This is a genomic window from Streptomyces sp. NPDC001450 (assembly GCF_053597295.1).
Window position 1 is genome coordinate 13,974 of the sequence record NZ_JBSFHY010000066.1, and the last position, 18,897, is coordinate 32,870.

General features: G+C 68.5%; 24 protein-coding genes and 4 pseudogenes. 20 read left to right on the forward strand and 8 right to left on the reverse strand.

Annotated features, from left to right (window positions below):
• Positions 1 to 381 precede the first annotated feature (381 nt).
• Positions 382 to 567: an endonuclease domain-containing protein gene (locus ACWC5O_RS42225; protein WP_450592190.1), complete on the reverse strand. Its 186-nt coding sequence runs from the start codon at positions 565 to 567 to the stop codon at positions 382 to 384.
• A 59-nt stretch (positions 568 to 626) separates the two neighbouring features.
• Positions 627 to 842, reverse strand: coding sequence for a hypothetical protein (locus tag ACWC5O_RS42230; protein ID WP_450592192.1), 216 nt, complete (start codon positions 840 to 842; stop codon positions 627 to 629).
• A 1,480-nt stretch (positions 843 to 2,322) separates the two neighbouring features.
• Here ACWC5O_RS42230 and ACWC5O_RS42235 point away from each other — a divergent pair.
• The 5 genes from ACWC5O_RS42235 (at position 2,323) to ACWC5O_RS42255 (ending at position 4,546) form a co-directional block, all read left to right on the forward strand.
• On the forward strand, positions 2,323 to 2,517 hold the full coding sequence (locus ACWC5O_RS42235) for a hypothetical protein (protein WP_450592194.1): 195 nt from the start codon (positions 2,323 to 2,325) through the stop codon (positions 2,515 to 2,517).
• The gene (locus ACWC5O_RS42240; protein ID WP_450592196.1) at positions 2,510 to 3,373 is read left to right on the forward strand and encodes an RNA polymerase sigma factor; all 864 of its coding nucleotides are present in this window, start codon (positions 2,510 to 2,512) and stop codon (positions 3,371 to 3,373) included. Before ACWC5O_RS42235 ends, ACWC5O_RS42240 begins: the two co-directional genes overlap by 8 nt.
• 464 nt (positions 3,374 to 3,837) lie before the next feature.
• Positions 3,838 to 4,179 carry a recombinase family protein gene (locus ACWC5O_RS42245; RefSeq protein WP_450781227.1) on the forward strand — a complete coding sequence of 114 codons (342 nt, stop codon included), beginning with the start codon at positions 3,838 to 3,840 and terminating at the stop codon, positions 4,177 to 4,179.
• On the forward strand, positions 4,161 to 4,415 hold the full coding sequence (locus tag ACWC5O_RS42250; RefSeq protein ID WP_450592199.1) for a hypothetical protein: 255 nt from the start codon (positions 4,161 to 4,163) through the stop codon (positions 4,413 to 4,415). The genes ACWC5O_RS42245 and ACWC5O_RS42250 overlap by 19 nt, the downstream gene beginning before the upstream one ends.
• Positions 4,385 to 4,546, forward strand: a complete 162-nt coding sequence (locus ACWC5O_RS42255) for a hypothetical protein (RefSeq protein WP_450592201.1) — start codon at positions 4,385 to 4,387, stop codon at positions 4,544 to 4,546. The genes ACWC5O_RS42250 and ACWC5O_RS42255 overlap by 31 nt, the downstream gene beginning before the upstream one ends.
• Before the next feature lie 80 nt (positions 4,547 to 4,626).
• Here ACWC5O_RS42255 and ACWC5O_RS42260 read toward each other — a convergent pair whose 3' ends face one another.
• Positions 4,627 to 5,655 (reverse strand): serine/threonine-protein kinase, encoded by a 1,029-nt coding sequence (locus ACWC5O_RS42260; protein WP_450592202.1) that lies wholly within the window; start codon positions 5,653 to 5,655, stop codon positions 4,627 to 4,629.
• 682 nt (positions 5,656 to 6,337) lie between these two features.
• Between ACWC5O_RS42260 and ACWC5O_RS42265 the strand changes: the two are divergent.
• Positions 6,338 to 6,523, forward strand: a pseudogene (locus tag ACWC5O_RS42265) (SCO5555 family protein); the annotation flags it as partial.
• A 43-nt stretch (positions 6,524 to 6,566) separates the two neighbouring features.
• A complete protein-coding gene (locus tag ACWC5O_RS42270; RefSeq protein WP_450592204.1) occupies positions 6,567 to 6,719 on the forward strand; it encodes a hypothetical protein in 153 nt (50 codons plus the stop codon).
• Between the two features lie 18 nt (positions 6,720 to 6,737).
• Here the strand turns inward: ACWC5O_RS42270 and ACWC5O_RS42275 are convergent, their stop codons facing one another.
• Positions 6,738 to 7,781, reverse strand: a complete 1,044-nt coding sequence (locus ACWC5O_RS42275; protein ID WP_450592206.1) for a helix-turn-helix domain-containing protein — start codon at positions 7,779 to 7,781, stop codon at positions 6,738 to 6,740.
• Between the two features lie 118 nt (positions 7,782 to 7,899).
• On the opposite strand from ACWC5O_RS42275, the gene ACWC5O_RS42280 reads away from it, so the two are divergent.
• The 3 genes from ACWC5O_RS42280 to ACWC5O_RS42290 all read left to right on the forward strand — a co-directional run bounded on the left by ACWC5O_RS42280 (position 7,900) and on the right by ACWC5O_RS42290 (position 9,782).
• Positions 7,900 to 8,799 (forward strand): sterol desaturase family protein, encoded by a 900-nt coding sequence (locus ACWC5O_RS42280; protein WP_450592207.1) that lies wholly within the window; start codon positions 7,900 to 7,902, stop codon positions 8,797 to 8,799.
• Positions 8,800 to 9,093: 294 nt separating this feature from the next.
• The gene (locus ACWC5O_RS42285) at positions 9,094 to 9,342 is read left to right on the forward strand and encodes a hypothetical protein (protein WP_450781229.1); all 249 of its coding nucleotides are present in this window, start codon (positions 9,094 to 9,096) and stop codon (positions 9,340 to 9,342) included.
• Between the two features lie 182 nt (positions 9,343 to 9,524).
• Entirely contained in the window at positions 9,525 to 9,782 is a 258-nt protein-coding gene (locus tag ACWC5O_RS42290) for a hypothetical protein (protein ID WP_450592209.1), read from the forward strand.
• Positions 9,783 to 9,841: 59 nt separating this feature from the next.
• Here the strand turns inward: ACWC5O_RS42290 and ACWC5O_RS42295 are convergent, their stop codons facing one another.
• Positions 9,842 to 10,048: a cold-shock protein gene (locus ACWC5O_RS42295; protein ID WP_450592211.1), complete on the reverse strand. Its 207-nt coding sequence runs from the start codon at positions 10,046 to 10,048 to the stop codon at positions 9,842 to 9,844.
• A 157-nt stretch (positions 10,049 to 10,205) separates the two neighbouring features.
• Between ACWC5O_RS42295 and ACWC5O_RS42300 the strand changes: the two genes are divergently transcribed.
• The 4 genes and pseudogenes from ACWC5O_RS42300 to ACWC5O_RS42315 form a co-directional block, all read left to right on the forward strand.
• Positions 10,206 to 10,787 carry a hypothetical protein gene (locus tag ACWC5O_RS42300; RefSeq protein WP_450592213.1) on the forward strand — a complete coding sequence of 194 codons (582 nt, stop codon included), beginning with the start codon at positions 10,206 to 10,208 and terminating at the stop codon, positions 10,785 to 10,787.
• Between the two features lie 71 nt (positions 10,788 to 10,858).
• Entirely contained in the window at positions 10,859 to 11,752 is an 894-nt protein-coding gene (locus ACWC5O_RS42305) for an IS982 family transposase (protein ID WP_450592214.1), read from the forward strand.
• 114 nt (positions 11,753 to 11,866) lie between these two features.
• Positions 11,867 to 12,298, forward strand: a complete 432-nt coding sequence (locus tag ACWC5O_RS42310) for a GNAT family N-acetyltransferase (RefSeq protein ID WP_450592215.1) — start codon at positions 11,867 to 11,869, stop codon at positions 12,296 to 12,298.
• Between the two features lie 82 nt (positions 12,299 to 12,380).
• Positions 12,381 to 12,569 (forward strand): annotated as a pseudogene (locus tag ACWC5O_RS42315) (IS982 family transposase); the annotation flags it as partial.
• A 407-nt stretch (positions 12,570 to 12,976) separates the two neighbouring features.
• On the opposite strand, the gene ACWC5O_RS42320 reads toward ACWC5O_RS42315, so the two are convergent.
• Positions 12,977 to 13,276: a hypothetical protein gene (locus ACWC5O_RS42320; RefSeq protein WP_450592216.1), complete on the reverse strand. Its 300-nt coding sequence runs from the start codon at positions 13,274 to 13,276 to the stop codon at positions 12,977 to 12,979.
• A 395-nt stretch (positions 13,277 to 13,671) separates the two neighbouring features.
• Between ACWC5O_RS42320 and ACWC5O_RS42325 the strand changes: the two are divergent.
• The 4 genes and pseudogenes from ACWC5O_RS42325 to ACWC5O_RS42340 all read left to right on the forward strand — a co-directional run bounded on the left by ACWC5O_RS42325 (position 13,672) and on the right by ACWC5O_RS42340 (position 16,634).
• Positions 13,672 to 14,501 (forward strand): annotated as a pseudogene (locus tag ACWC5O_RS42325) (IS5 family transposase).
• Positions 14,498 to 14,695: a hypothetical protein gene (locus ACWC5O_RS42330; RefSeq protein ID WP_450592218.1), complete on the forward strand. Its 198-nt coding sequence runs from the start codon at positions 14,498 to 14,500 to the stop codon at positions 14,693 to 14,695. Before ACWC5O_RS42325 ends, ACWC5O_RS42330 begins: the two are co-directional and overlap by 4 nt.
• A gap of 196 nt (positions 14,696 to 14,891) precedes the next feature.
• Positions 14,892 to 15,998, forward strand: coding sequence for a hypothetical protein (locus ACWC5O_RS42335; protein ID WP_450592219.1), 1,107 nt, complete (start codon positions 14,892 to 14,894; stop codon positions 15,996 to 15,998).
• Positions 15,999 to 16,232: 234 nt separating this feature from the next.
• Positions 16,233 to 16,634 carry a hypothetical protein gene (locus ACWC5O_RS42340; RefSeq protein WP_351365139.1) on the forward strand — a complete coding sequence of 134 codons (402 nt, stop codon included), beginning with the start codon at positions 16,233 to 16,235 and terminating at the stop codon, positions 16,632 to 16,634.
• An 11-nt stretch (positions 16,635 to 16,645) separates the two neighbouring features.
• Here ACWC5O_RS42340 and ACWC5O_RS42345 read toward each other — a convergent pair whose 3' ends face one another.
• The gene (locus tag ACWC5O_RS42345; RefSeq protein ID WP_450592220.1) at positions 16,646 to 16,855 is read right to left on the reverse strand and encodes a hypothetical protein; all 210 of its coding nucleotides are present in this window, start codon (positions 16,853 to 16,855) and stop codon (positions 16,646 to 16,648) included.
• 144 nt (positions 16,856 to 16,999) lie between these two features.
• On the opposite strand from ACWC5O_RS42345, the gene ACWC5O_RS42350 reads away from it, so the two are divergent.
• Positions 17,000 to 17,152 (forward strand): hypothetical protein, encoded by a 153-nt coding sequence (locus tag ACWC5O_RS42350; protein WP_450781231.1) that lies wholly within the window; start codon positions 17,000 to 17,002, stop codon positions 17,150 to 17,152.
• 239 nt (positions 17,153 to 17,391) lie between these two features.
• A pseudogene (locus ACWC5O_RS42355) lies at positions 17,392 to 18,323 on the forward strand (IS5 family transposase).
• A 14-nt stretch (positions 18,324 to 18,337) separates the two neighbouring features.
• On the opposite strand, the gene ACWC5O_RS42360 reads toward ACWC5O_RS42355, so the two are convergent.
• Positions 18,338 to 18,601: a hypothetical protein gene (locus ACWC5O_RS42360; RefSeq protein ID WP_450592223.1), complete on the reverse strand. Its 264-nt coding sequence runs from the start codon at positions 18,599 to 18,601 to the stop codon at positions 18,338 to 18,340.
• Between the last annotated feature and the right edge of the window lie 296 nt (positions 18,602 to 18,897).

Consider the following 18,897-nt stretch of genomic DNA (forward strand, 5'->3'; position numbering starts at 1 on the left):
AACGGTCGCCGAGGGCGGTCCCGACGCTCGATCAGTTCTCAGAACTTGTTCTCACTCAAGTGGCACCGGAGTCCTGTTCTGAGAATACGGGTTGATGATCGGCCCCGTGCCCTCGTCCAGGTGGAAGTCGTAGAAGGTGCGGAGCACCGTTTTGCAGTGTGCACGCGTCCTCGCGGAGTACTGCGGGCCAGGCGAGGCCTTGCCCATGATGGCATTCGGCGTACCCGGGATCTTCTTCCGCGTCGTCTTCGGCTTCGGGACCGTCTCCGTGGTGTGGCCGCCTTGCGATGTCTCCACTGCAGGCGCTGTGGCTTGTTCGCGACCTGCATCCATCGGGTGAAGGCCCGCGCATCCGCGCGAGTTGACCGGTTCCACTCGATGTCAAAAGCCCGCAGGAACAAGAGTTGGTTCGGTTAACGGGCCGCGTACTCGGCCCGTCTGGTGGTCGTGGTCGACCATGGCGCCGGGATACAGACTGCACAGGTGGCAGTCGGGGCCGAGCGCGTCGACGAGCGCGGCGCGCAGGCGTCGGATGGAAGCCGTACGGACGGGGCGCGGCGGCCGCATGTGGAGCAGCGTGTAGTCCCCGCCGATGCAGCGGTGCGGACGGTCGACGGTGCCGGGGTCTACGCCCGGGCCGGTCGGGCGTAGACCCACTCGGCGACGGGGGAGCCCCGGACGAGCGAGTCGGGGGCGATGCCGCCCCTCCACTCTTCCGTCCCGCTGCCGCTGTCGATCCATCCGCAGTGCTGGCGATGGCTCCAGCCGCCGGCGGCTACCGTGTCGCCGCGCAGCATCCGGCCTCTACGTTCCAGGTGGAACCGGCCGTCGTCGCCGGGCACCGCGCGGGTCTTGCCTGGCGGCCCGGGTGGAGCAGACGGGAGGCTGCAGGGCTGGTTCTCGGCGGCGCGGACCAGGTCCTCGACGCCCGCGAGACCCTGCTCCGCCCAGAGGCACAGCAGTTGAGCCCGTCGGTATGGGGGGGCAGTTCGTCCAGGCTGGCCATGGGGGGATCCCGGCGTACAGGACTGACAGCGGCGACGACAGCACCGTGGCGAGCGCCGTGTCGGCGCTCGCCACGTGCGTCGTCAGGTGCTGGGGCCTCTTCCGCGACCGCGGTCGGGGCTGGGGGCCGCTCGTGACCGGGTGTTTGGCGGACCGGCGTGGACCGCGGTCGTGTCGTTGCGGTTGATGGGCGGCTGTTTGTGGCCGGGTGGCTTCGTCATCGTCTGGTGTGGTGTGGATTTTTCCGGGTTGTGTCTTTGGTCTGTCGGGTGTGGGTTCGGTTGTGTGGGGTGGGGTGGTGTGACGGGTTGTGCTTGCGGTGTGTGATGTCATTGCTGGCCGGTGGCTGGGGTCGCGCGGTTCACCGGGGGGTGTGGGTGATGTCGATTGGATGCCTTCGGCTGTCTGGTGTCATGTGTGCGGTGGGCGTGGGGGAGGCTGGGGGCTGCTCGTGGGTGTGTGATCGTAGGGGTGAGGTCGTGTTGTGTTGTTCGGTGGGGTCCGGTGGGGGGGGCTCCAGTCGAGGACGTGGAGGCCTGTGCTGTGGATGAGGTCGGCATCATGCCAAGAAGAACGGCAGCACACGCCGGCGCGGCCGCGGACAGCGAACCCGACTTCGGCACCGTCGACAGCACAGCTGTGTCGGCGGCCAGCGGACCACCAGCCGCCCCGCACAGCGTCGTCGCCTTGGTGCTTGCCCGCTGTACTTCGGTGAACATCTCTGCGGTATGGGCGCCGAGCCGTTGACGGGCCGGCGGGCTGGCCGGGGGCGAGTTCTCGCCGATGTCACACACCTTGCTCCTCCTTCGGCTCGGCACTGTTTTCCTGCGCGTGTCCGCTGTGCAGGATGCGCAGCGGCGCCGTTGCCCGCTGCAGGGCGCTTGGCATGCTGAACCCGTCACAGCCGTCACAGCGGTCGCGATCGGTGTACGGAGTACGAGACGCAGTGCGCCGACACGGCAACTGTCGCGTTGGCCGCGGCCGCTGGTATCCGCGTGAGGAAGAGGCGCCTGGCGGTACGCAAGGCCGGTGCGGGGCCAGGAGATAGGGGGCTGGGTGCTGGCTCTGACCAGCGCAGCCACACTGATCAAAGCCGGTTTGCACTTGTCCGTCGACCGGTCAGGTTGTGGTGGTGCCCACTCGCCGGCGCCGACGATGAGCGGGCCTGACGATCATCGCGCACTGTGTTCTTTCGCGGTCGGCCGACGAAGAATCTTGGTTGTCGTGTCAAGAGTCCGGCCACGGTACGACTGTCAGGGGGTGTACGGCCGCTGCTTCACGGTGAGGCGCTCGAGGCCGCAGACTGGAGGGGGTTCCGTGGAGGGTACGGGCGTTGGTGCTGTCGTCGTGTTCCTGGTGGTCGTGTGCGCGCCGGGGCTGGGGAGCGTGCTGCACAGCATCGCCTTCCGCATCCGTGCGGTGGGCAAGGCCGAACTCGTGCGCGCGCGGCAGGAGGCGGGCGGCAGGTCGGGCGGCGGGCGCCGGGCGGCGAGGCGGGGGCGGCATGGCTGAGGAGCTGGCGGCGGAGCACGCCGAGGCGGTGGCCGCCCTGGTCGCCGAGCGGTACGGGAAGCTGGTCGGCTACGCCCGCAATCGGCTCCGGGCCTTCAATGTCCCACCGGCGTGGGTGGATGCCGAGGACGTGGTGCAAAACTCCTTGGAGAAGGTTCTGGCCCGCAGTGAGCCGGTCGGGAAGGTGCGCCCGTATGTCTTCAAGGTCGTGAAGAACGAGGCGTGGCACGCGGCTCAGCGCTACCGCAGGGGCCTGGGCTACGGATCCTTAGACGCCGGCGTACAGCTGGAGACCGCTGGCGCCGCGGCCGATCCGTGCGGTGCCGCCGATCTGCGCCTGGACCTTGAGGCGGCGCTGAGCGCACTGCCGCCACAGCAGCGCACGGCGGTGCTGTGCACCAAGGCGATAGGGCTGACCCAGGCTGAGACGGCTCTGGCTATGGGGAAGTCGCCGGGGACGGTGGCCACCCATGTCTCCCGGGCAGTGGTCGTGCTGAGGTCGGCCCTCTGCGCCGTCTTCTTAATGCTGGTTGGCGGCGCCGTGTACTTGGCGTGCCTGCTGCCAAGCGGCCGGCGGCTTGTTGACCCCGCCGCTGGCGGCGTTTACCGCGCACTCGAGGCCCTGTTTAGCGGGCTGCTGTCGCAGCAGACCGGGTTGTGGGTGCGGGGGGCCTTCGCCGTGGGGCTCGTCTGTCTGTGCGTCGGGACAGTGACCTACTGGGCCTACCGCAGGCTGCCGCGGAGACGGAAGCCCACTCCTGGGGGGCCGGCATTCCGGGGGCGGGGGCCGGACGCGGGCACATCCCTGTCTCTGCTGGATTGCGTGGACCCCGGGAATGAGCACGGCATGCGGTAGCCGCGGTCGCCGGGGCGGATCGGTGGTCGCCGAGGAGGTCTGAGCCGCTGCGGGCCTTCTCGGCGATCGCGTGGCGTTCTCCGGCATCCCTCGGCAATGGATCCCGGACAGGTTCCCCCTGTCCGGGCTACATGCTGGAAGCAGTTGAAGTGCCGCCTGCGATGACCGCGTGACAGCCGCCGCGACCGTGTGAAGCATCCGCGCCGCCCAGGCCGACCTTCTCGACGCACTTCCCGAAGTCCGTCTCCCTGACATGGACGAGCTGGGGGCTCGTGGAGTGCTCGGCGTCCCCCCCCGGCGACGGCGACAACCCCGCGGCGAACCCTCGGAGCCGGCGGCCGCGCGGCCGAGGAACTGCCTCGTCCCACCGCTTGACGCGCCCTCAGTATCAGCTGCTGACGGCCCAGTAGGGTCTTCCCAGTGTCACGGTTATCTCCGGCGCCACGGTCGACTTCGTGCTCAACGTGCCGACGCCAGCTGTACGAAAGCCAGGCTCGGTCTGGACCGATCTGCCCCGGCCGGTGAACACCGGCGCCGAGCCGGCCGGGCACGTCCGCCTCGGGTACGCCCGCGCCTCGACCGTCCGGCAGTCCCTCGACGCACGGCTCGACTCCCTCGCCGAGGCCGGAGTGAGGCGTGTCTTCTCGGAGAAGTTCTCAATCCGCGCCACCGGGCGCCCCGTGCTGGAAGCCGCCGTGAAGCTCGCCGGAGAGATCCGTTCCTCCGGCGTCGCCGTCACCCTCTCGTCCACGAGGACAAGCGGCTCGACTGTGGCATCGAACTCGCCATGCTCGCCGAGGAAGTGAAGGCGAGCGACGTCGGTCCGCAGTTCCTCACCGTCGAGCTCAAGGGCTCGCACGACCCGTCCGGCATCGTGTTCACCGTGCTCGCGGCCATGTCCGGCATGGAGCGCGAGTACATCTGCGACCGCACCCTCGAAGGCCACGAGTTGCCCGCAAGCGCGGCAAGACCGTCGGTGGCGCGGGCGTCACCGACGCCGACATGCTGTTCATGGCCCTCGACCTGCGCGACCAGGAGATGAGTTTGCGCGACATCACCAAACGGCTCGTCATCATCACCGGCGCGAAGAAGGGACAGCACCCCTCACCCGCCACCGTCATGCGGTTGCTGCGCGAACATGACGAGCAGGCCGCCACGGCGGTAGGTGCGTGATCACCCGTTGCTTTGCCGCTGGTGTCTGGGCCAGCGAGACGGTCGAGACGGCCGCGTCTGCGGGTTTTCCAGGCTCGGCATCACCATGTCGTACTCCAAAGGTAGCCAATGCCCCAGAGCACACCGGCGGCCACGATCGCCACCCCGGCGATCAGCCAAGCAGGCTTACGGCGACGCCGTCGCGTCCCTTCTTTTTGTGAGGGGCTGGCCAGGTGCTCGGGCGCGTGGGGGGGGGTGACCGGTGCGGTGAGGGGTTGGGCCGGCTCGGTCACGGCCGCGTGCGGTGGTAGGGGCGTCGGGACCGGGGCGGGACCGGGGGTCACCCGGGTGTGCGGGTCTTCGTGTTCGAGTAGTTGTGCCGCGTCCTGTCCCAGCCGGGCCAGGATGGCAGTCGGCAGCCATGGCCCTAGGCAGTGGTACTGCGTCTCTTCCCGGGCACGGAGCGCGTCGAGGGACGGCCGGGCGGACGGGTCCTTGGCCAGACAGTCCTGGATGAGAGGCAGGAGTGTTTCGGGGACGCCGGTGAGGTTTGGTTCCTCGTTCACCACCCGGTACATGATTGCGTGCGCCTGACCGTCGGGTGCCTCGAAGGCCATGTGCCCGCAGGCGGCGAAGGCGAGCACCGCGCCCAGCGAGAAGATGTCACCATCCTGGGTGAGACGCTCGCCGCGGATTTGTTCGGGGGCCATGAACCCGGGCGTGCCCACTATCAGCCCGGTAGAGGTCAGTCCGCCGTGGGTCGGGTCGTCCAGTGCGCGGACGATGCCGAAGTCGATCACCTTCGGACCGTCGATGGTGATCATGATGTTCGACGGTTTCAGATCACGGTGGACGAGCCCGGCAGCGTGAATGTCGGCCAGCGCCCCGCACAGTCCGGAGGCGAGACCGCGCACCGACCTCTCCGGCAGTGGACCGTGCTGGTTCACCACCTCGGCGAGGGTGGGCCCGGGGATGTAGGCGGTGGCGGCCCAGGGCCGTTCGGCATGCGGGTCGGCATCCAGTACGGCAGCCGTCCAGTCCCCGCCGACCTGCTGGGCCACGGTGATCTCGTGGGCAAACCGAGTCCGGAAGTCAGCGACCGCTGCCAGCTCGGCGCGAATCGACTTCACTGCCACCATCCGGCCCCGCGACGAACGGGCGAGATACACCACGCCCATCCCGCCCGCCAAGCCGACCGAGCAGCCGGTAGTCGCCCCCTATCCGTTCCGGATCGTGCTCCCGCAGTGCCAACACAGCAGCACGGCCTCCTTCACCGAGAGCGCCGCATAGCGCGCGGACAACCAGTCAGGCTAATGGAGACGGCCCGAGAGGACCGGTGGTTTCGTGGAGCAGCTCCGGCCCGCCGGCTTTTCCAGCCCGCGGTGTGCCCAGCTGTTCATGGCCCGTGTGAGCGAGTGCCCGGCTGTCCACCCCTTCGCCGCCGGCCCGTCAGCGGACCGTTCGCTATCACTCGTCCGACCTGACGAGAGTGGTCTCGTCGACGGCCTCGCGGGTGCCGACCGGGAGGAGGGCCTTGAGCGAAGGCGGCATCGGCGACGGCGACTTGGGCGCCCTTGAGGGCGGGCGCGGTCAGGTAGCGGCGGGCCGTGCAGCGGATCTTCTCCTCGGTATGGCCGTGGCCGCCGGCCGCGACCGAGCCGATGCCGGAGTTGGTGCCGCGACGGTCCGGGGGCAACGGCGGCAGGCTGCCCCGATGGCTCGGCGTGTCAAGACTTGCAGGGGCATGACCCAGAAGTCCGATGTCAGCCGATGGTCCTGCCTGCGGCGATCAAATATCCCTATGTGACCGTAATGATCCGAGATCGACTCTCGAAGGCGCACGTAAGGGGGCGCGCACTGCAAGTCCCGGAGGGCGTAGGCACGGCGCTGTCGTGCAAGGTGCTGGTCATTGCGGACGTGGCCAGACGCGGTCTCGCCGACGTGACAAGGCGTCTGGGGCAGTTCACCGCGGATCTCGACAAGGGGCGATTCCCCGGTCCTGTGGGGAACCAGAGACCGCGTGCGAACGGGGACGTTGCTCATGGACGGACAGATCGATCAGCGGACGGCGCTGCTCACACTCGTCGGCGGGGGCTCCGTGTACGTGGCCTTCGAACACCCGTCGTTCGGCACCGCCCTCCTGGTCGGTGTCGGCGTCGTGACGCTGCTGCATTTCCTGATGAAGGACCGGTGACGGGTAACTGGCCTCCGCTTAGACTTCCCTGCGTTCTTCTCCGGGACCGGGCGAGCCCTCCGTATGGTTGGCCCACCCAGGGCCTTCGGGTGTGGCAGTGCGGGGGTTCGCTGTTCGCCGGTATGCGGTGGGCGTCATGCCGGTCCACCGTCGTACCGCTCGGGTGAGTGCCGCCGGGGTGGCGAATCCCACCCGCGTCGCGATCATGGTCATCGTCAGTCCGGTCGGCTCCGGCTCGGCGAGCATCGCCAGAGCGCGTTCGCGTTGCAGGTCGTCCACCAGGTCCGAGAACGAGGCCCCCTCCTCCCGGAGCCGCGACTGCAGCGTGCGGCTGCTGACCGTCATGGCACGCGCCACGTCAGCCAGCCGGGGAGGCCTGGTCTGCGCGAAGGGGGCGCTCCGCAGTGCCGCTCGCACTGCTGCGAACCAGGGCGTGTGCTCCAACGCCAGCTGCCGTTGCGCGTACGGGGCGAGCATCGCGAGCACGACGGGATCGGCCTGCCGCACCCGTGCGCGCAGCGTAGCCGGTCCGAAAACGCAGGTGTCCTGCGGCTGGCCGAACGCCACTGCGGGGCCCAGTGCGCTGCGGTAGGCGCCCGGGTCCACCGGCTCCGGGCGCCGCAGCAGGACCCGGTCGGGCCCGGCGGACTCCCCGGAGAGCCGACGCACACTGCGGCACAGCAGCGTGAAGCACGCGTCCACCCCGTCCGGGTCCGCGGCCCCACCGTCCTGTGCTTTCAGGCTCACATGGACCGTGTCCGATCCGCCGTCGGGGTGCGGCTGCACAACCAACTCATTGCGGCCGACCAGCGGGTGGAAGTGCCGCAGGCTGTCCAACATGGCACCGACGTCCGGGCTGTTGGCGAGAATCGGTGGCACCAGCCCGCCGAGCATGGCGGTCTCGGCCCAGGCGGCGAACGCCAGCCCGGGGTGGTCCAGGCCGGAGCGCCGCAACGCGTCCCACACGGGCGCGAGCCAGTCGGCCCGCGGGCTGCCGGACGCCTCCGGGAGTGCGCCCGCCTCCGGCAGCCGCACTCCCCGGGCGCCGGCGAAGGCCCTCAACTGAACCTCCACCGGGTCGGCGGGCCGGCCGGCCCGCTCGCCACGGGAAGCGCGGGAAGGCAAAATGTGTGCGCCCACGGGAAAGCACACCCCCTGCATCGGTTGCGAACGTGACGGCATGAAACTCGAGTCCCCGACCCGGCCGATCCTGACCTACGGTACCTATCCGCTCCTGGCGGCGATCACCGGCGCCGTCGGCTGGGCTGCCGCCACCCACCGCCTGGTCATCTCCCAGAACGCCGTCCTCGCCTTGCTGACCGTGGGCACCATCGCGGTCGCCTTCGCCGTCGAGCGGTTCAACCCGCTGCTGGATCGCTGGCGTATGACCCGGGACAGCTTCGTCGGCCGTGATCTGCCATTCATCGGGCTGGCCTTCGTGGTCGAGCAGATCGCCACGATGGGCGTCTCCCTCGTCGCCGCCCACCTCGTCCCGAGCGGGGGCTTCGGCCCGCTGACCCGCGTTCCGTTGCCCGGCCAGGCCCTGGTCGTCCTGCTCGGCCTCGACCTGCTGTGGTACGGCTACCACCGCGCCGCCCACACCCTGCCCCGGCTGTGGCGGGCTCATGGCGTGCACCACGCCCCGTCCCAGGTGTATGTGTTCATGCACCCGGTCTTCCACCCCGTTGATCTGCTGGTCTCCCGCTTCGTGATCTCCCTGCTGGTCTTCCGGTTCAGCGGAGCGAGCCCCGACGCGGCGTTCCTCGCTTTGGTGGTGCTGAACCTCCAGCAGACGATCAGTCACATCAACTCCGACATCCGCACTGGACCGCTCAACTACTTCCTGATCGGTGCGGAAACCCATCGCTGGCACCACGGGGCGGGTGAGCGCGTCAACTACGGATCGGTGCTGCCGGTCTGGGACATGGTCTTCCGTACCTTCGTGTACGAGCCCCATCGCGTGCCGGACCGCCTTGGCCTGGACGACCCGGCGTCCTATCCCGACCCTCGCGGCTTCCGCGCCACCCTTGCCTGGCCGTTCCTGCGCGCCAAGGCCCCGATTGCGGTGGCTCGGGACTGACCCCTCCGGTCCGGTGGCCCCATCGGCGGCACCACACGGGCCATGCCGTCCCGCTGGGGACCGGCTGGTGCGCGCTGTGGCCCGCCTGCTTCTCCGCCTCGATGAACGGGTGCACGCTCACCGGGTCTCCTTCGCGAAGAAAGCCGTGGTGGACTTGACTGATCAACGCAACAGGGCCGTCAGCCTATCGGTAGGTGTGTCGAAGCCGAGGGTCTTGCCGGGGCACTGCGCCGTGCTGTTACCGAGCCCGGGCCCTCGGCACCAGGGCTGACGGCAGAGTGCTGCGTGCTGTCTGTGACGTCCTCAGGCTGGTGGCGCTCGGGGCTACTGTCCGCCACCATCGACGAACCGGACCGCTTTGCCCGCCGCATCACCCACCTGCGCTCCTGCCTGGGCGCCTACACGGGCACGTTCCGTGCCGGCGACACCGTGCACGTCGCCGGAAAGCTCGTGCACCTCCACCACGGCGACCAGTCAGGATCCGGCGGCGAACTCACCCCCTGGAACACCGGCACCTCCTGCCTGGCCAACCTCACCGGGTAGCGGACGTCGCCCCTCGTCACCGAACGCGGAAGCGCCGGGAGGCGGAGACGGCTCAGGCCGCACGGAAGGCCGGCGGCTGGCTCGCCCGCTTCCGCACCTGACCAGGCACGCTGTGGTGACCCGGCACCGTTCTGGCCGCGGGGGATCTACGGGTTCAACGAGCGGTCCCGTCGACGGGCGTCATGACAGGCGTGGCTGATATCCCCGAAGAATTGATCAAGCTGGAACGTTCCGCTGAGGAGGAACGCGCGAGGCTCGCGGGCCTGGACGGCGAGGACTTTGAGGCGCAGCGCCGCCGGTGGCGTGCGGCCGCCGAGGCGTTCCGGGCTGCGGTGACGGACTACGCGGGCCGGGAGAACGCGGACCTGTCGCAGTACGAGGTGGAGCGGGAGGTGAAGCGGGCTGTGCGGCATTCGCAGGAGGACCCGGCCGTGGAGTAGTTGGACGTGCACGAGAGTGTCCCGCCAGCTTTGGCCGGCGGGACGGGGCCGGCCGCTGGTCAGCCGATCCTGGCGACGTTCTCCGCCTGCGGACCCTTGGGCCCCTGGGTGACGTCGTACTCGACCTGCTCGCCCTCGTTCAGCTCCTTGAAGCCGGTGCCAGTGATGGCAGAGAAGTGAACGAACACGTCCGGTCCGCCGTCGTCCTGCTGGATGAAGCCGAATCCTTTTTCGGCGTTGAACCACTTCACGCGGCCAGTTGCCATTGCTGCCGATCCTTCTTGATGTCCCACGGCACCGAGTCGCGGTACCGACCGCAGCCGTACAGGGCTTCGGCCCTCCAAGTTTCCACCTCCTGCAGGAGCTCCGCCCGCATCGCAGCTGTTCGACACGAAGACCTGGAACAGCGCGCAGTAGCCCTGGATGATCAATTCCAAGGGGTGGGAGCTGCGAGCAGGCGGCTACGATCAGGATGAGATGTGGGGGCTTTGGGGAGGGCGGCCTGTGGGTGGCATGGCGGGTCTCGGACGCCGAGGGATGTTCGCGCTCGGAGCGGTGACGCTGCTTGCGGCCTGTACGGCGAATACGAAGAGCGCAGATGGCGCGAAGGTCCGCACCGACCTGGAGCCTCTGGAACGTAGGTTCCCCAGACTCCGCCCGCTGTCAGGTGCGCACTGGCTCGGCATCGCGCTGGGCACCGATTCGCGGGGGTCCGTTCCGGGCCCCACCGATGTGCGCGTCGTGGGAACAGCCCGGCTGAGAGCGGGTACCGTCGCCGCCATCACGGGGGCGTCGCAGCAGACCTTTCGGCCGGAGGGGCCGATGCAACTACCGGGTAGCCTCGCCGAGTTCGTGCCCACGGATGCACGGTGGGTTCGGAGTGATTCCTTCGACCATGACATGACGGCTGGGATGTACACCGGCGCGTTCTATCTCGATCCAGACACGGACACGGTCTACTTCGACACGGCCAATCCGAGTGTTCCCGCCGGCTCCGGACGGTGAGAGTCTCTCGTTGTTCCTGCGGAGCTGCGGCGAGGGCGTCCAAGGCCAGTGTGTGACGACCGAAGGACGCCATGGCTACGGCACTGTATGTGAGAACCGACGACTTGCTGAAGGCTGCTCCGCAGATCGCTCCGTGGCGGCCGAAGATCGGTATCGCGCCGCAGCTGAGCGACGCTGAACTGGTGACGCTGGCGGTGATGCAGGTCCTGCTCGGTTTCACCTCCGAGGCGAGGTGGCTGCGCCACGCCCGCGCCCACCTGCGGCACCTCTTCCCGAACCTCCCCCAGCAGAGCGGCTGGAACAAGCGGCTGAGGCGATCGGCCGACCTGGTCCGGCGGGTGATGCGCGAGCTGGCCACCGACACGGCCCCGTGGCACGACGACGTGTGGGTGGTGGACTCCACCCTCATCGAGTGCGGCCGGTCCCGCGGGACCGCGAGACGTTCGGACCTGGCCGGATGGGCTGAGCACGGGTACTGCGCCAGCCACGCACGCTACTTCTGGGGGCCTGCGCCTGCACCTGGTCTGCACTCCCACGGTCTGCCCGTCGCCTTCGCCCTGACCGACGCCAAGGCCCCCGAGCGCGAGGTGCTGCTGGATATCCTCACGATCGAACCGGCTCTGATCGCCGAGCGGCCGGGCCGGACCTTCCTCGCGGACAAGAACTACTACGGCCGCGAGTTCGAGCAACAGCTCGCCGACCTGGGAGCCCAACTGCTGCGGGCGGCCCGCAAGGACGAACCCGAGCGGGCCGGATCACCGCTGTTCAAGCCACTGCGGCAACCGATCGAATCGGTCAACCAGACCCTTAAGGCCCAGCTGGACCTCGAACGCCACGGCGGGCGCACCCCCGGCACAGTCACCGTCCGAATCCTCCGACGGTTCCTTGCGCTGACCGCAGCCGTCTGGCGCAACGCCCAGACCGATCAACCCGTCCTGCGTTCGCTGACCGCCTTCGATCACTGACCTTGGACTCGCTCATCTAGACGAGTCATTCCGAAGTGATCATGATCGGGCTTGTCGATGTGCCAAGGGGCTATTCGATGGCTCCGGGGCGCCCTGGTCTGCTTGTATGCGGTCATGACCACTGATCTCCCAGCCGGCTACTCCATATCCACTGACCCGGCTCGTCTCGACCGTGCAGTCATCCACCAGTGGCTTTCCGAGGACTCGTACTGGGCTCTGGGCCGGTCCCGGGAGAAGCAGGACGCGGCTATGGCCAACTCGCTGAACTTCGGGGTCTATGACAGTGCCACCGGCGTTCAGCTCGGTTATGCCCGGGTGGTCACGGACCAGGCCACGTTCGCGTGGCTGTGCGACGTATACATCGCTCGCGGCAGCCGCGGAAAGGGCCTGGGGCATGCTCTGGTTGCTGCCGTCTGCGAGCATCTCGCGCCCTATGGGCTGCGCCGCGTGCTGCTGGCCACCGCAGACGCACACGCGGTCTACGCCAGGGCGGGCTTCGCATCTCTGGAGAAGCCGGAGAAGTGGATGACACTCGGCGCACAGTAAAGGCCGGAGCCGGTGCACCTGTCGGGTGCCGCTCACGGTGCAGGCGGCCCGGCGATGCAGACAGGGCACCCAAGATCGTTCTGTGCCGAATGACCTGGACGCCCTGCTCACCGCACTGAATGTGAAGATCGACGACGAGATCACGGACACTCGGTGGCGGGGACCCCCTCCCCGGCTGACCGATTCCGAGCTCGTCTGCCTCGCCGTCGCCCAGGCGAGGCTGGGCTTCACCTCGGAGTCCAGGTGGCTGCGGTTCGTCCACTCCCGCCTTGGCGCGACATCGTGGTCCCGGAACCTGCAGGGGCGGGCGGCGGATCAGCTGTGACCGCGTCGGCGGCCAGGGGTAGTTCGGTGACGTAGCCCTGCAGCGTCTCGGCCGCCATCTCCGGGACATGGAGCTGGCAGGGCTGCTCGAAACTCTTGCCCTCAACACGCGCGACAGCCGTCAGGAAGTGCGTCTGCTGCAGGTGCGGCGTCCGCCTGGCGTGCACGGTGCGGTCGAACACCGGTCCTGACAGAACGGCCGCGACGTAGGCCCCCGTGCTGAGCTCAGCCGGTAGCGGGCCAGGACACGCTCTTGTCCGTCGAGCGCACCAGGCTCCGCCGCCTCCACGCTCTCGACCACCACGGGCGCCGCGGCATGGACCTGCGGTTCGACGGGAGTCGCCCAGGCGCCCATCATCGCACCTGAATCCAGCGCCGCCTCCCAGTCCAGCAGATAGCCCAGCCCGCGGCGGATCCTGTCGCGGCCAGGTGTCGCAGCTGATGGAACGTGCCGTTTTCAACCGCTCCTAGGATCACATGCCCCGTCACCGGCCGGGTGACGTCGATCGTCTGTGTCTCACCGGTCTCCATGTGGCTCTCCCACAGGACGGAGCCGGGCTGGCCCGGCGCCTCCTCCATCAGAAGTCGGAGGAAGAAGTCTCTGTTCGGCGCGGCATCGCAGAAGATCGAGTCGAAGTGAACCGAAAAGGCCATGTGTCACTCACCTCCGCCGTTTTGCGGTGTGCCTCTCCTCCCAGAGAAACTCCCCGGCATGGAATGCGAAACCGCTGGCGCCCCCGGACGGCCGCGGACAGCGGTCGTTGTGTGGTTCCAGCGCTTGCGGCGGCTCGCGCTCAGGGTGTCCATGCGGCCGTTGTCAGACAGCTGCCTCCCGGCTTCCACTCGGACCGGCGCGGATGGCCGGTGGAGCGGTCGATGGGCAGCCGCGCCCCGGCGAGGGCCACGATCGGCGTGCCCGTGGTCGAGGTTCCACCCCGAACTCTCCAGAGGGCGGTATGTAAGTGTGTAGGTGATTTGTCGTCACCTGAACGTGTGGCAGGGCGGTATCCCGGCCGGTCGGCGGCCATGGGCGTGCTGGGCGGGTCGCCGTGAGCGAGCGCAAGCCCTACAAGACCGACCTGTCCGATGAGCAGTGGGCGCTGGCCGAGCCGGTGATCACCGCATGGAAGGCCGCGCACCCCTCGGTCAGCGGCCATCAGGGCCGGCATGCGATGCGGGAGATCGTCAACGCGCTGCTCTACCAGGGCCGCACCGGCTGCCAGTGGGACCTGCTCCCGCACGACTTCCCGCCGCCCGGCGCGGTGAAGTACTACTTCTACACTTGGCGCGACGACGGCACTGACCGGACCACCCACGACCTGCTGCGCTGGCAGGTGCGGGAGAAGGCGCGCCGGAAGGCGGACCCGAGCCTGGTGGTACTCGACACCCAGAGCGTGCACGCCGCGGCCGGGGTGCCCGCAGAGTCGATGGGGCATGATGCGGCAAAAAAGTATCAGGCCGCAAGCGCGGCCTGGCCGTTGACGTCCTGGGACTGGTGATCGCGGTGGTCGTGGTGGCTGCGTCGGCGCACGAGAACGCCGTCGGCATCACGCTGCTGGACAAGGTCGCCGCCGACACCGACACCGGCGAGAAGGCCCTGGTCGACCAAGGCTTCAAGAACGCCGTCGTCGCGCACGGGGAGAAGGTGGGCATCGAGGTAGAGGTCGTGGAGCGCAACCCTGCGCAGACCGGCTTCGTTCCGATCCCCAAGCGGTGGATCGTGGAGCGCGCCTACGGAATCTTGATGCTGCACCGTCGGCTGGTGCGCGACTACGAGCACCAGCCCCGTACCTCAGAGTCGCGGGTGTACTGGGCGATGACCGTGGTGATACTGCGCCGGCTGTCCGGGGCGACCGCGCCGTCCTGGCGCACCGCATGACCGGCGATCAGCTCACCCTCGGCGCGGTGCTGGCACGGCTGGAGGAGCGGGAGCGAGAGATCGCCGCGCAGGCCGACGCGGCCAAGGAGCGGATCGCAGAGCTTTCCGCACCATCAGCCCGAGCGCAGTCGGCACCGGCAGTTTCCAGACGATCTCGCGAAAACTACCAGCAAGACAACGGTCACAGGGAGTAGGCACACCACAGAAGTTGGACCAGAACCCGAGAACGGACAGCAGATGTTCACCACTTCGGGAGGCACCAGGAACGTCGAGGATTCGAACGGTGATGCTTCACGCCGCAGCGGTGCGCGGCCCCGCAGCGGATGAAACACGTTGGTCGGTCCACCGAGGAGCTGCGACGATGCTCTCCGCTTCTTCGGCGGAGGATATTTGTTCATTTTCGTGTGCGCTGGGTGCGGCGCCAGGCTGACGATCCCGCTGTCCCAGGTCGCGCTGCCGGCCCACGCCCATCAGAAGTACGGGAACGGGATTCAGCTCCCGGTGCTCATGGAGTCGGGCACGTTCGCCGTGGACCCGAAGCGCTTGGGGCCGCCATGGCGGAGGTGGGACGAGATTGATCCGGAGGAGGCGGCGGCCCGCGGCATCGACGCCCCGGTCCACGCCGTGTCCGACGGCACGCCTGGCACGGTCGTCATCGCACCCGGAGATACCCGCGGCACCGTGCTCATCCCGGAGAAGGCCGACGGCTACTGCTGCGGCCTCGACTGGGGTGACGGCCCCAACATGGCCTGTGAGGCGTGCGGCCTGCCCGTGGCGAACCGGATTGACGACTGCTCACTCTGGCAAGCGGTCTGGCTCGCGCCGGATGCCGTGCGCCGCCTCCCTGTCGACAACGCCCCCACCGCAACGCTCTCCTGGGCGGAACTGCTGGCGGAGGGGAAAAGCACGCCCCCGTTCGAGCCGATCACCACATGGCGCTCGATGCTCGGGCTGGGCCACTGGTGGGCATGGAGCCCGCAGTGGGAGGCGGCAGCCGGCCGGGCGCTCGCCCACCTGCTGGCAGCCTCGGACGGCCGGCCGGTGACCGTCCCGCACGGCCTGATCGCGGAAGTGTTCCAGCGTGCCCTCGACGCCCTGCTGCCTGCGGGCACCCCAGCGCGGCGCGCCGTCCTGGCCGGACCGGGGCTGTCCGGCCCTGACGCGGACGCCGACATACTCCTCGTGCCGATCCATCCGCAGACAGGGGAGATCTGGAGCCCGGCCGGCCGGGCCGCATCGGCATACCCGGTGCCGCTGCCATTCGGGGTGTGGATGTGGCTGGCCTTCCCCGAGCCGCACCTACCCCTCCCCGCGTCGGGCACCATGCCCGACGGCGTTCTCCGCGACGACCCGCTCGCACCGCACCCCCGTCACCCGTTCCAGGCCGACCCGGGAACCTTCCGGCACACCCTGGTCCGGCTGCCGGCCGTCCGCAGCCCGTGGCTGCGCGAGATCCTCGAGAACCTCACGCAACACATGCGCTCCGGCATCTTCTAGCCGACTGACAGGGGGCGCCGGTACTCGCTCTCCGAAACCGCGCAATCGAACAGTGCCGGACAGTGGTGCCTCCCGAAGTGGTGAACATCTGCTGTCGTTCTCGTGGACAAAGCCAGGAAGGGGCACGCGGGGGCAGCTGTCTACGGCCTCGGGACTGGTAGGCCAGCATGTTCAGGAGTCGCGTATTCGCCGTAGCCGTCGGCCGATCGTCACCCTGTGTCGGTGCTCTGCGGCATGATGATCGGTGTGAACACCGAGATACTCATAGACGTCTGGCAGCGGCTTCTCGCCGACCCTCGCAAGTCGTGGGTGCTGTTCGAGCATGGCACTTGTGTCGTGCTGACCGCTCCGGACGGGGAGCTTGCTGAACAGGCAACCGACCTCCTGAAGAAGTTCGGCCCGGCGCATGCCGGATCTTCGGCAGGAGACTTTGGGGTGATCGACCTCAAGGACGTCGAGGGATGGGTCGTCACGGGGCATCACAACGACGTCCTTACCTATGTCGGCCTCGATGAGCCTCAGGATCAGTCTCAGATCGCTGTCGGGCTGTTCGGACGTTCCAAGCGCCACCGGGACGGCACCGAGCTTCACGTCGTCCACGTTGAGGACAAGCGAGGTTCAGCGGCCCCAGCGTAAGTAGCCGCGCTTCACCGCTGGTGGTCGCCTGGGGCGTATCGGCTCCAGGTCCCGCCGGCTTCGGTGACCAGGCGGGTGGCGCTCTTGTCATGATAGCCGAGTGCCTTCGCGATGACGGGGGCCGGGGCTTGGAGGACGAGTTGACGAATCGCGGAGGTCCTGCCGCGCTGCGGAGGGACGCCGATCTCACGCAGGTGGACTTGGAGGCTGACTGGGTTCATGGGCTGTCCCGGCTGGCGGCCGGGAAGAGCCACTGCGAGCTCCTGCTGCTGGCGTAGGGCAGGTGTTGCCGGAACTGGATGTAGGCCCGCATCAGGTCGGCGACTGGCTCCGGCAGCGGGGACGGCGGGTCTCCCAGCCGGACGGTGACGGTGGTCTCGTCGTCGGTGACGTCGTCGGGCCAGCCCCACCCGGCCGAGCCCGCCGAGCAGATGACCCCCGCCAGCGCCGTCTACACCGCCTCGCGCCGCACCTGCGGCGGCTCGTACGACAAGCCGTGGCGCCGCTGCACGGCATGACCACGGCCTCTCGCACCGTGCCGTCGCGGCGTCGTTCAGGCGGCGGCCGGGACGCGGGCGTCGTACTGGGCGACGGTCCAGGCCAGAGCCTGGCAGGTGTAGATGACCAGTAGTCGTACTCGATGAACTGCGAGCCGGTGGTGTCGAAGCGGACATTTTCCCGTACCCGCGGCTCCTCTCGGCTAGGACTTGTCCGGCCGATCATGTGACTGTCGGCAGTCCGGATCGTTGATGCGGGCATGGGGCGGGGTGATTTGACGGATGCGGAGTGGGATCGGCTGCGGCCATTGTTGCCGGGCAGCAACGGGCGTTGTGGCCGGTGGCGGGATCACCGACAGGTCATCGACGGGATCCTGCACCGAGTGCGGACCGGGGTGCAGTGGCGGGATCTGCCGGAGCGGTTCGGACCATGCAAGACGGTCTATGAACGCCACCGGTTGTGGTCGGCCGACGGCACCTGGGAACGTTTGCTGCAGCAGGTCCAGGCTGCGGCCGACGCTGCATGCGAGATCGACTGGGACATCGCGGTGGACTCCACCATCGTGCGCGCCCACCAGCACGCAGCCGGTGCCCGCACCGAGCCGCCGCCCGCACCCGCCCCAAAGGGGGCCAGTGTGGCAGAACATCAGGACGAAACGCCGTGGCAGAGCCTGCTCGCCCGCCTGGTGGAGGTGGTGCAGGAGGTGAGGGCCTGGGCCGCTCGCGCGGCGGGTTCACCAGCAAGCTCCACCTGAGTGCGGACGGCCGCTGCCGCCCGCTGTCCCTGATCATCACCCCCGGCCAGCGTGCGGACTGCACCCAGTTCAAGCCGGTTCTGGAGAAGATCCGCGTCCCCAGGCTTGGCCCAGGCAGTCCACGCACGAAGCCGGACAGCCTCGCGGCCGACAAGGCCTACAGCAACGGCCCCTGCCGCCAGTACCTACGGCGCCGGGGCATCCAACACACGATCCCGGAGAAGACCGACAGCCAGGCGGCCCGTCTAAGCAAAGGGTCACGCGGCGGACGGCCACTGGGCTTCGACGAAGAGCAGTACAAGAAGCGCAACACCGTCGAACGGGCGATCAACCGCTTGAAACAGTCGCGGGCGGTGGCCACTCGCTACGACAAACGCGGCTACGTCTTCCTCGGCACCGCAATCGCCGCAGCCTTGATCATCTGGCTCAGAACCTGACGATCGGACGCAGCTCAGAGACCACCCTCGGCCGGCCGCTGGTGCCCACACGGCACCGGACCACCGTTCTTGTCGAAGACCTCGGCGTCCTGACCCGAGTTCACCCACACCGTGATGCCCCGATCATGCACGACCACGTTGAATGGCGACTCCTCCGGCTCCGTCTCGGTCACCACGGTGAACTCCTCACCCGGACGCATCCAGTGATCGGTTCCCCACGGCTCGACCCACAGGCAGACCATGCTGCTGGTCTCGTTACTCACGCTCGTCTTGGACACGCTCGCACCCTAACCAGCAACATGATCGGCCGGCCAAGTCCTAGCCGCGCGCGACATCAGCAGGACGACCACGGCGCGGCGATCCCACCTTCGAAAGCGCATCCCGAGCACGCTGGACAGGTGGCTAACTCACCTCAGTCCTCCGTCAGGCCGCCTGAGAAGTCACCGAAATCCACCAAGCTTCAGGGAAGACCGTGGCTTGGGTCTGCTGCAGGTTTGGGTGACAGGTTCAGTCACGCGGCCTGGAGGGCCGGTGTGGTCATGACGGTCTCGAATTCGACGGGGGTGAGTCGGCC

What these genes read in the sequence shown, in the direction of transcription:
- ACWC5O_RS42225 (WP_450592190.1), bottom strand. Translation starts at nt 567, where the DNA reads ATGCGGCCGCCGCGCCCCGTCCGTACGGCTTCCATCCGACGCCTGCGC.
- ACWC5O_RS42240 (WP_450592196.1), top strand. Translation starts at nt 2,510, where the DNA reads ATGGCTGAGGAGCTGGCGGCGGAGCACGCCGAGGCGGTGGCCGCCCTG.
- ACWC5O_RS42250 (WP_450592199.1), top strand. Translation starts at nt 4,161, where the DNA reads ATGCTCGCCGAGGAAGTGAAGGCGAGCGACGTCGGTCCGCAGTTCCTC.
- ACWC5O_RS42255 (WP_450592201.1), top strand. Translation starts at nt 4,385, where the DNA reads ATGGCCCTCGACCTGCGCGACCAGGAGATGAGTTTGCGCGACATCACC.
- ACWC5O_RS42270 (WP_450592204.1), top strand. Translation starts at nt 6,567, where the DNA reads ATGGACGGACAGATCGATCAGCGGACGGCGCTGCTCACACTCGTCGGC.
- ACWC5O_RS42280 (WP_450592207.1), top strand. Translation starts at nt 7,900, where the DNA reads ATGAAACTCGAGTCCCCGACCCGGCCGATCCTGACCTACGGTACCTAT.
- ACWC5O_RS42290 (WP_450592209.1), top strand. Translation starts at nt 9,525, where the DNA reads ATGACAGGCGTGGCTGATATCCCCGAAGAATTGATCAAGCTGGAACGT.
- ACWC5O_RS42295 (WP_450592211.1), bottom strand. Translation starts at nt 10,048, where the DNA reads ATGGCAACTGGCCGCGTGAAGTGGTTCAACGCCGAAAAAGGATTCGGC.
- ACWC5O_RS42300 (WP_450592213.1), top strand. Translation starts at nt 10,206, where the DNA reads ATGATCAATTCCAAGGGGTGGGAGCTGCGAGCAGGCGGCTACGATCAG.
- ACWC5O_RS42305 (WP_450592214.1), top strand. Translation starts at nt 10,859, where the DNA reads ATGGCTACGGCACTGTATGTGAGAACCGACGACTTGCTGAAGGCTGCT.
- ACWC5O_RS42310 (WP_450592215.1), top strand. Translation starts at nt 11,867, where the DNA reads ATGACCACTGATCTCCCAGCCGGCTACTCCATATCCACTGACCCGGCT.
- ACWC5O_RS42320 (WP_450592216.1), bottom strand. Translation starts at nt 13,276, where the DNA reads ATGGCCTTTTCGGTTCACTTCGACTCGATCTTCTGCGATGCCGCGCCG.
- ACWC5O_RS42330 (WP_450592218.1), top strand. Translation starts at nt 14,498, where the DNA reads ATGACCGGCGATCAGCTCACCCTCGGCGCGGTGCTGGCACGGCTGGAG.
- ACWC5O_RS42340 (WP_351365139.1), top strand. Translation starts at nt 16,233, where the DNA reads ATGATGATCGGTGTGAACACCGAGATACTCATAGACGTCTGGCAGCGG.
- ACWC5O_RS42345 (WP_450592220.1), bottom strand. Translation starts at nt 16,855, where the DNA reads ATGAACCCAGTCAGCCTCCAAGTCCACCTGCGTGAGATCGGCGTCCCT.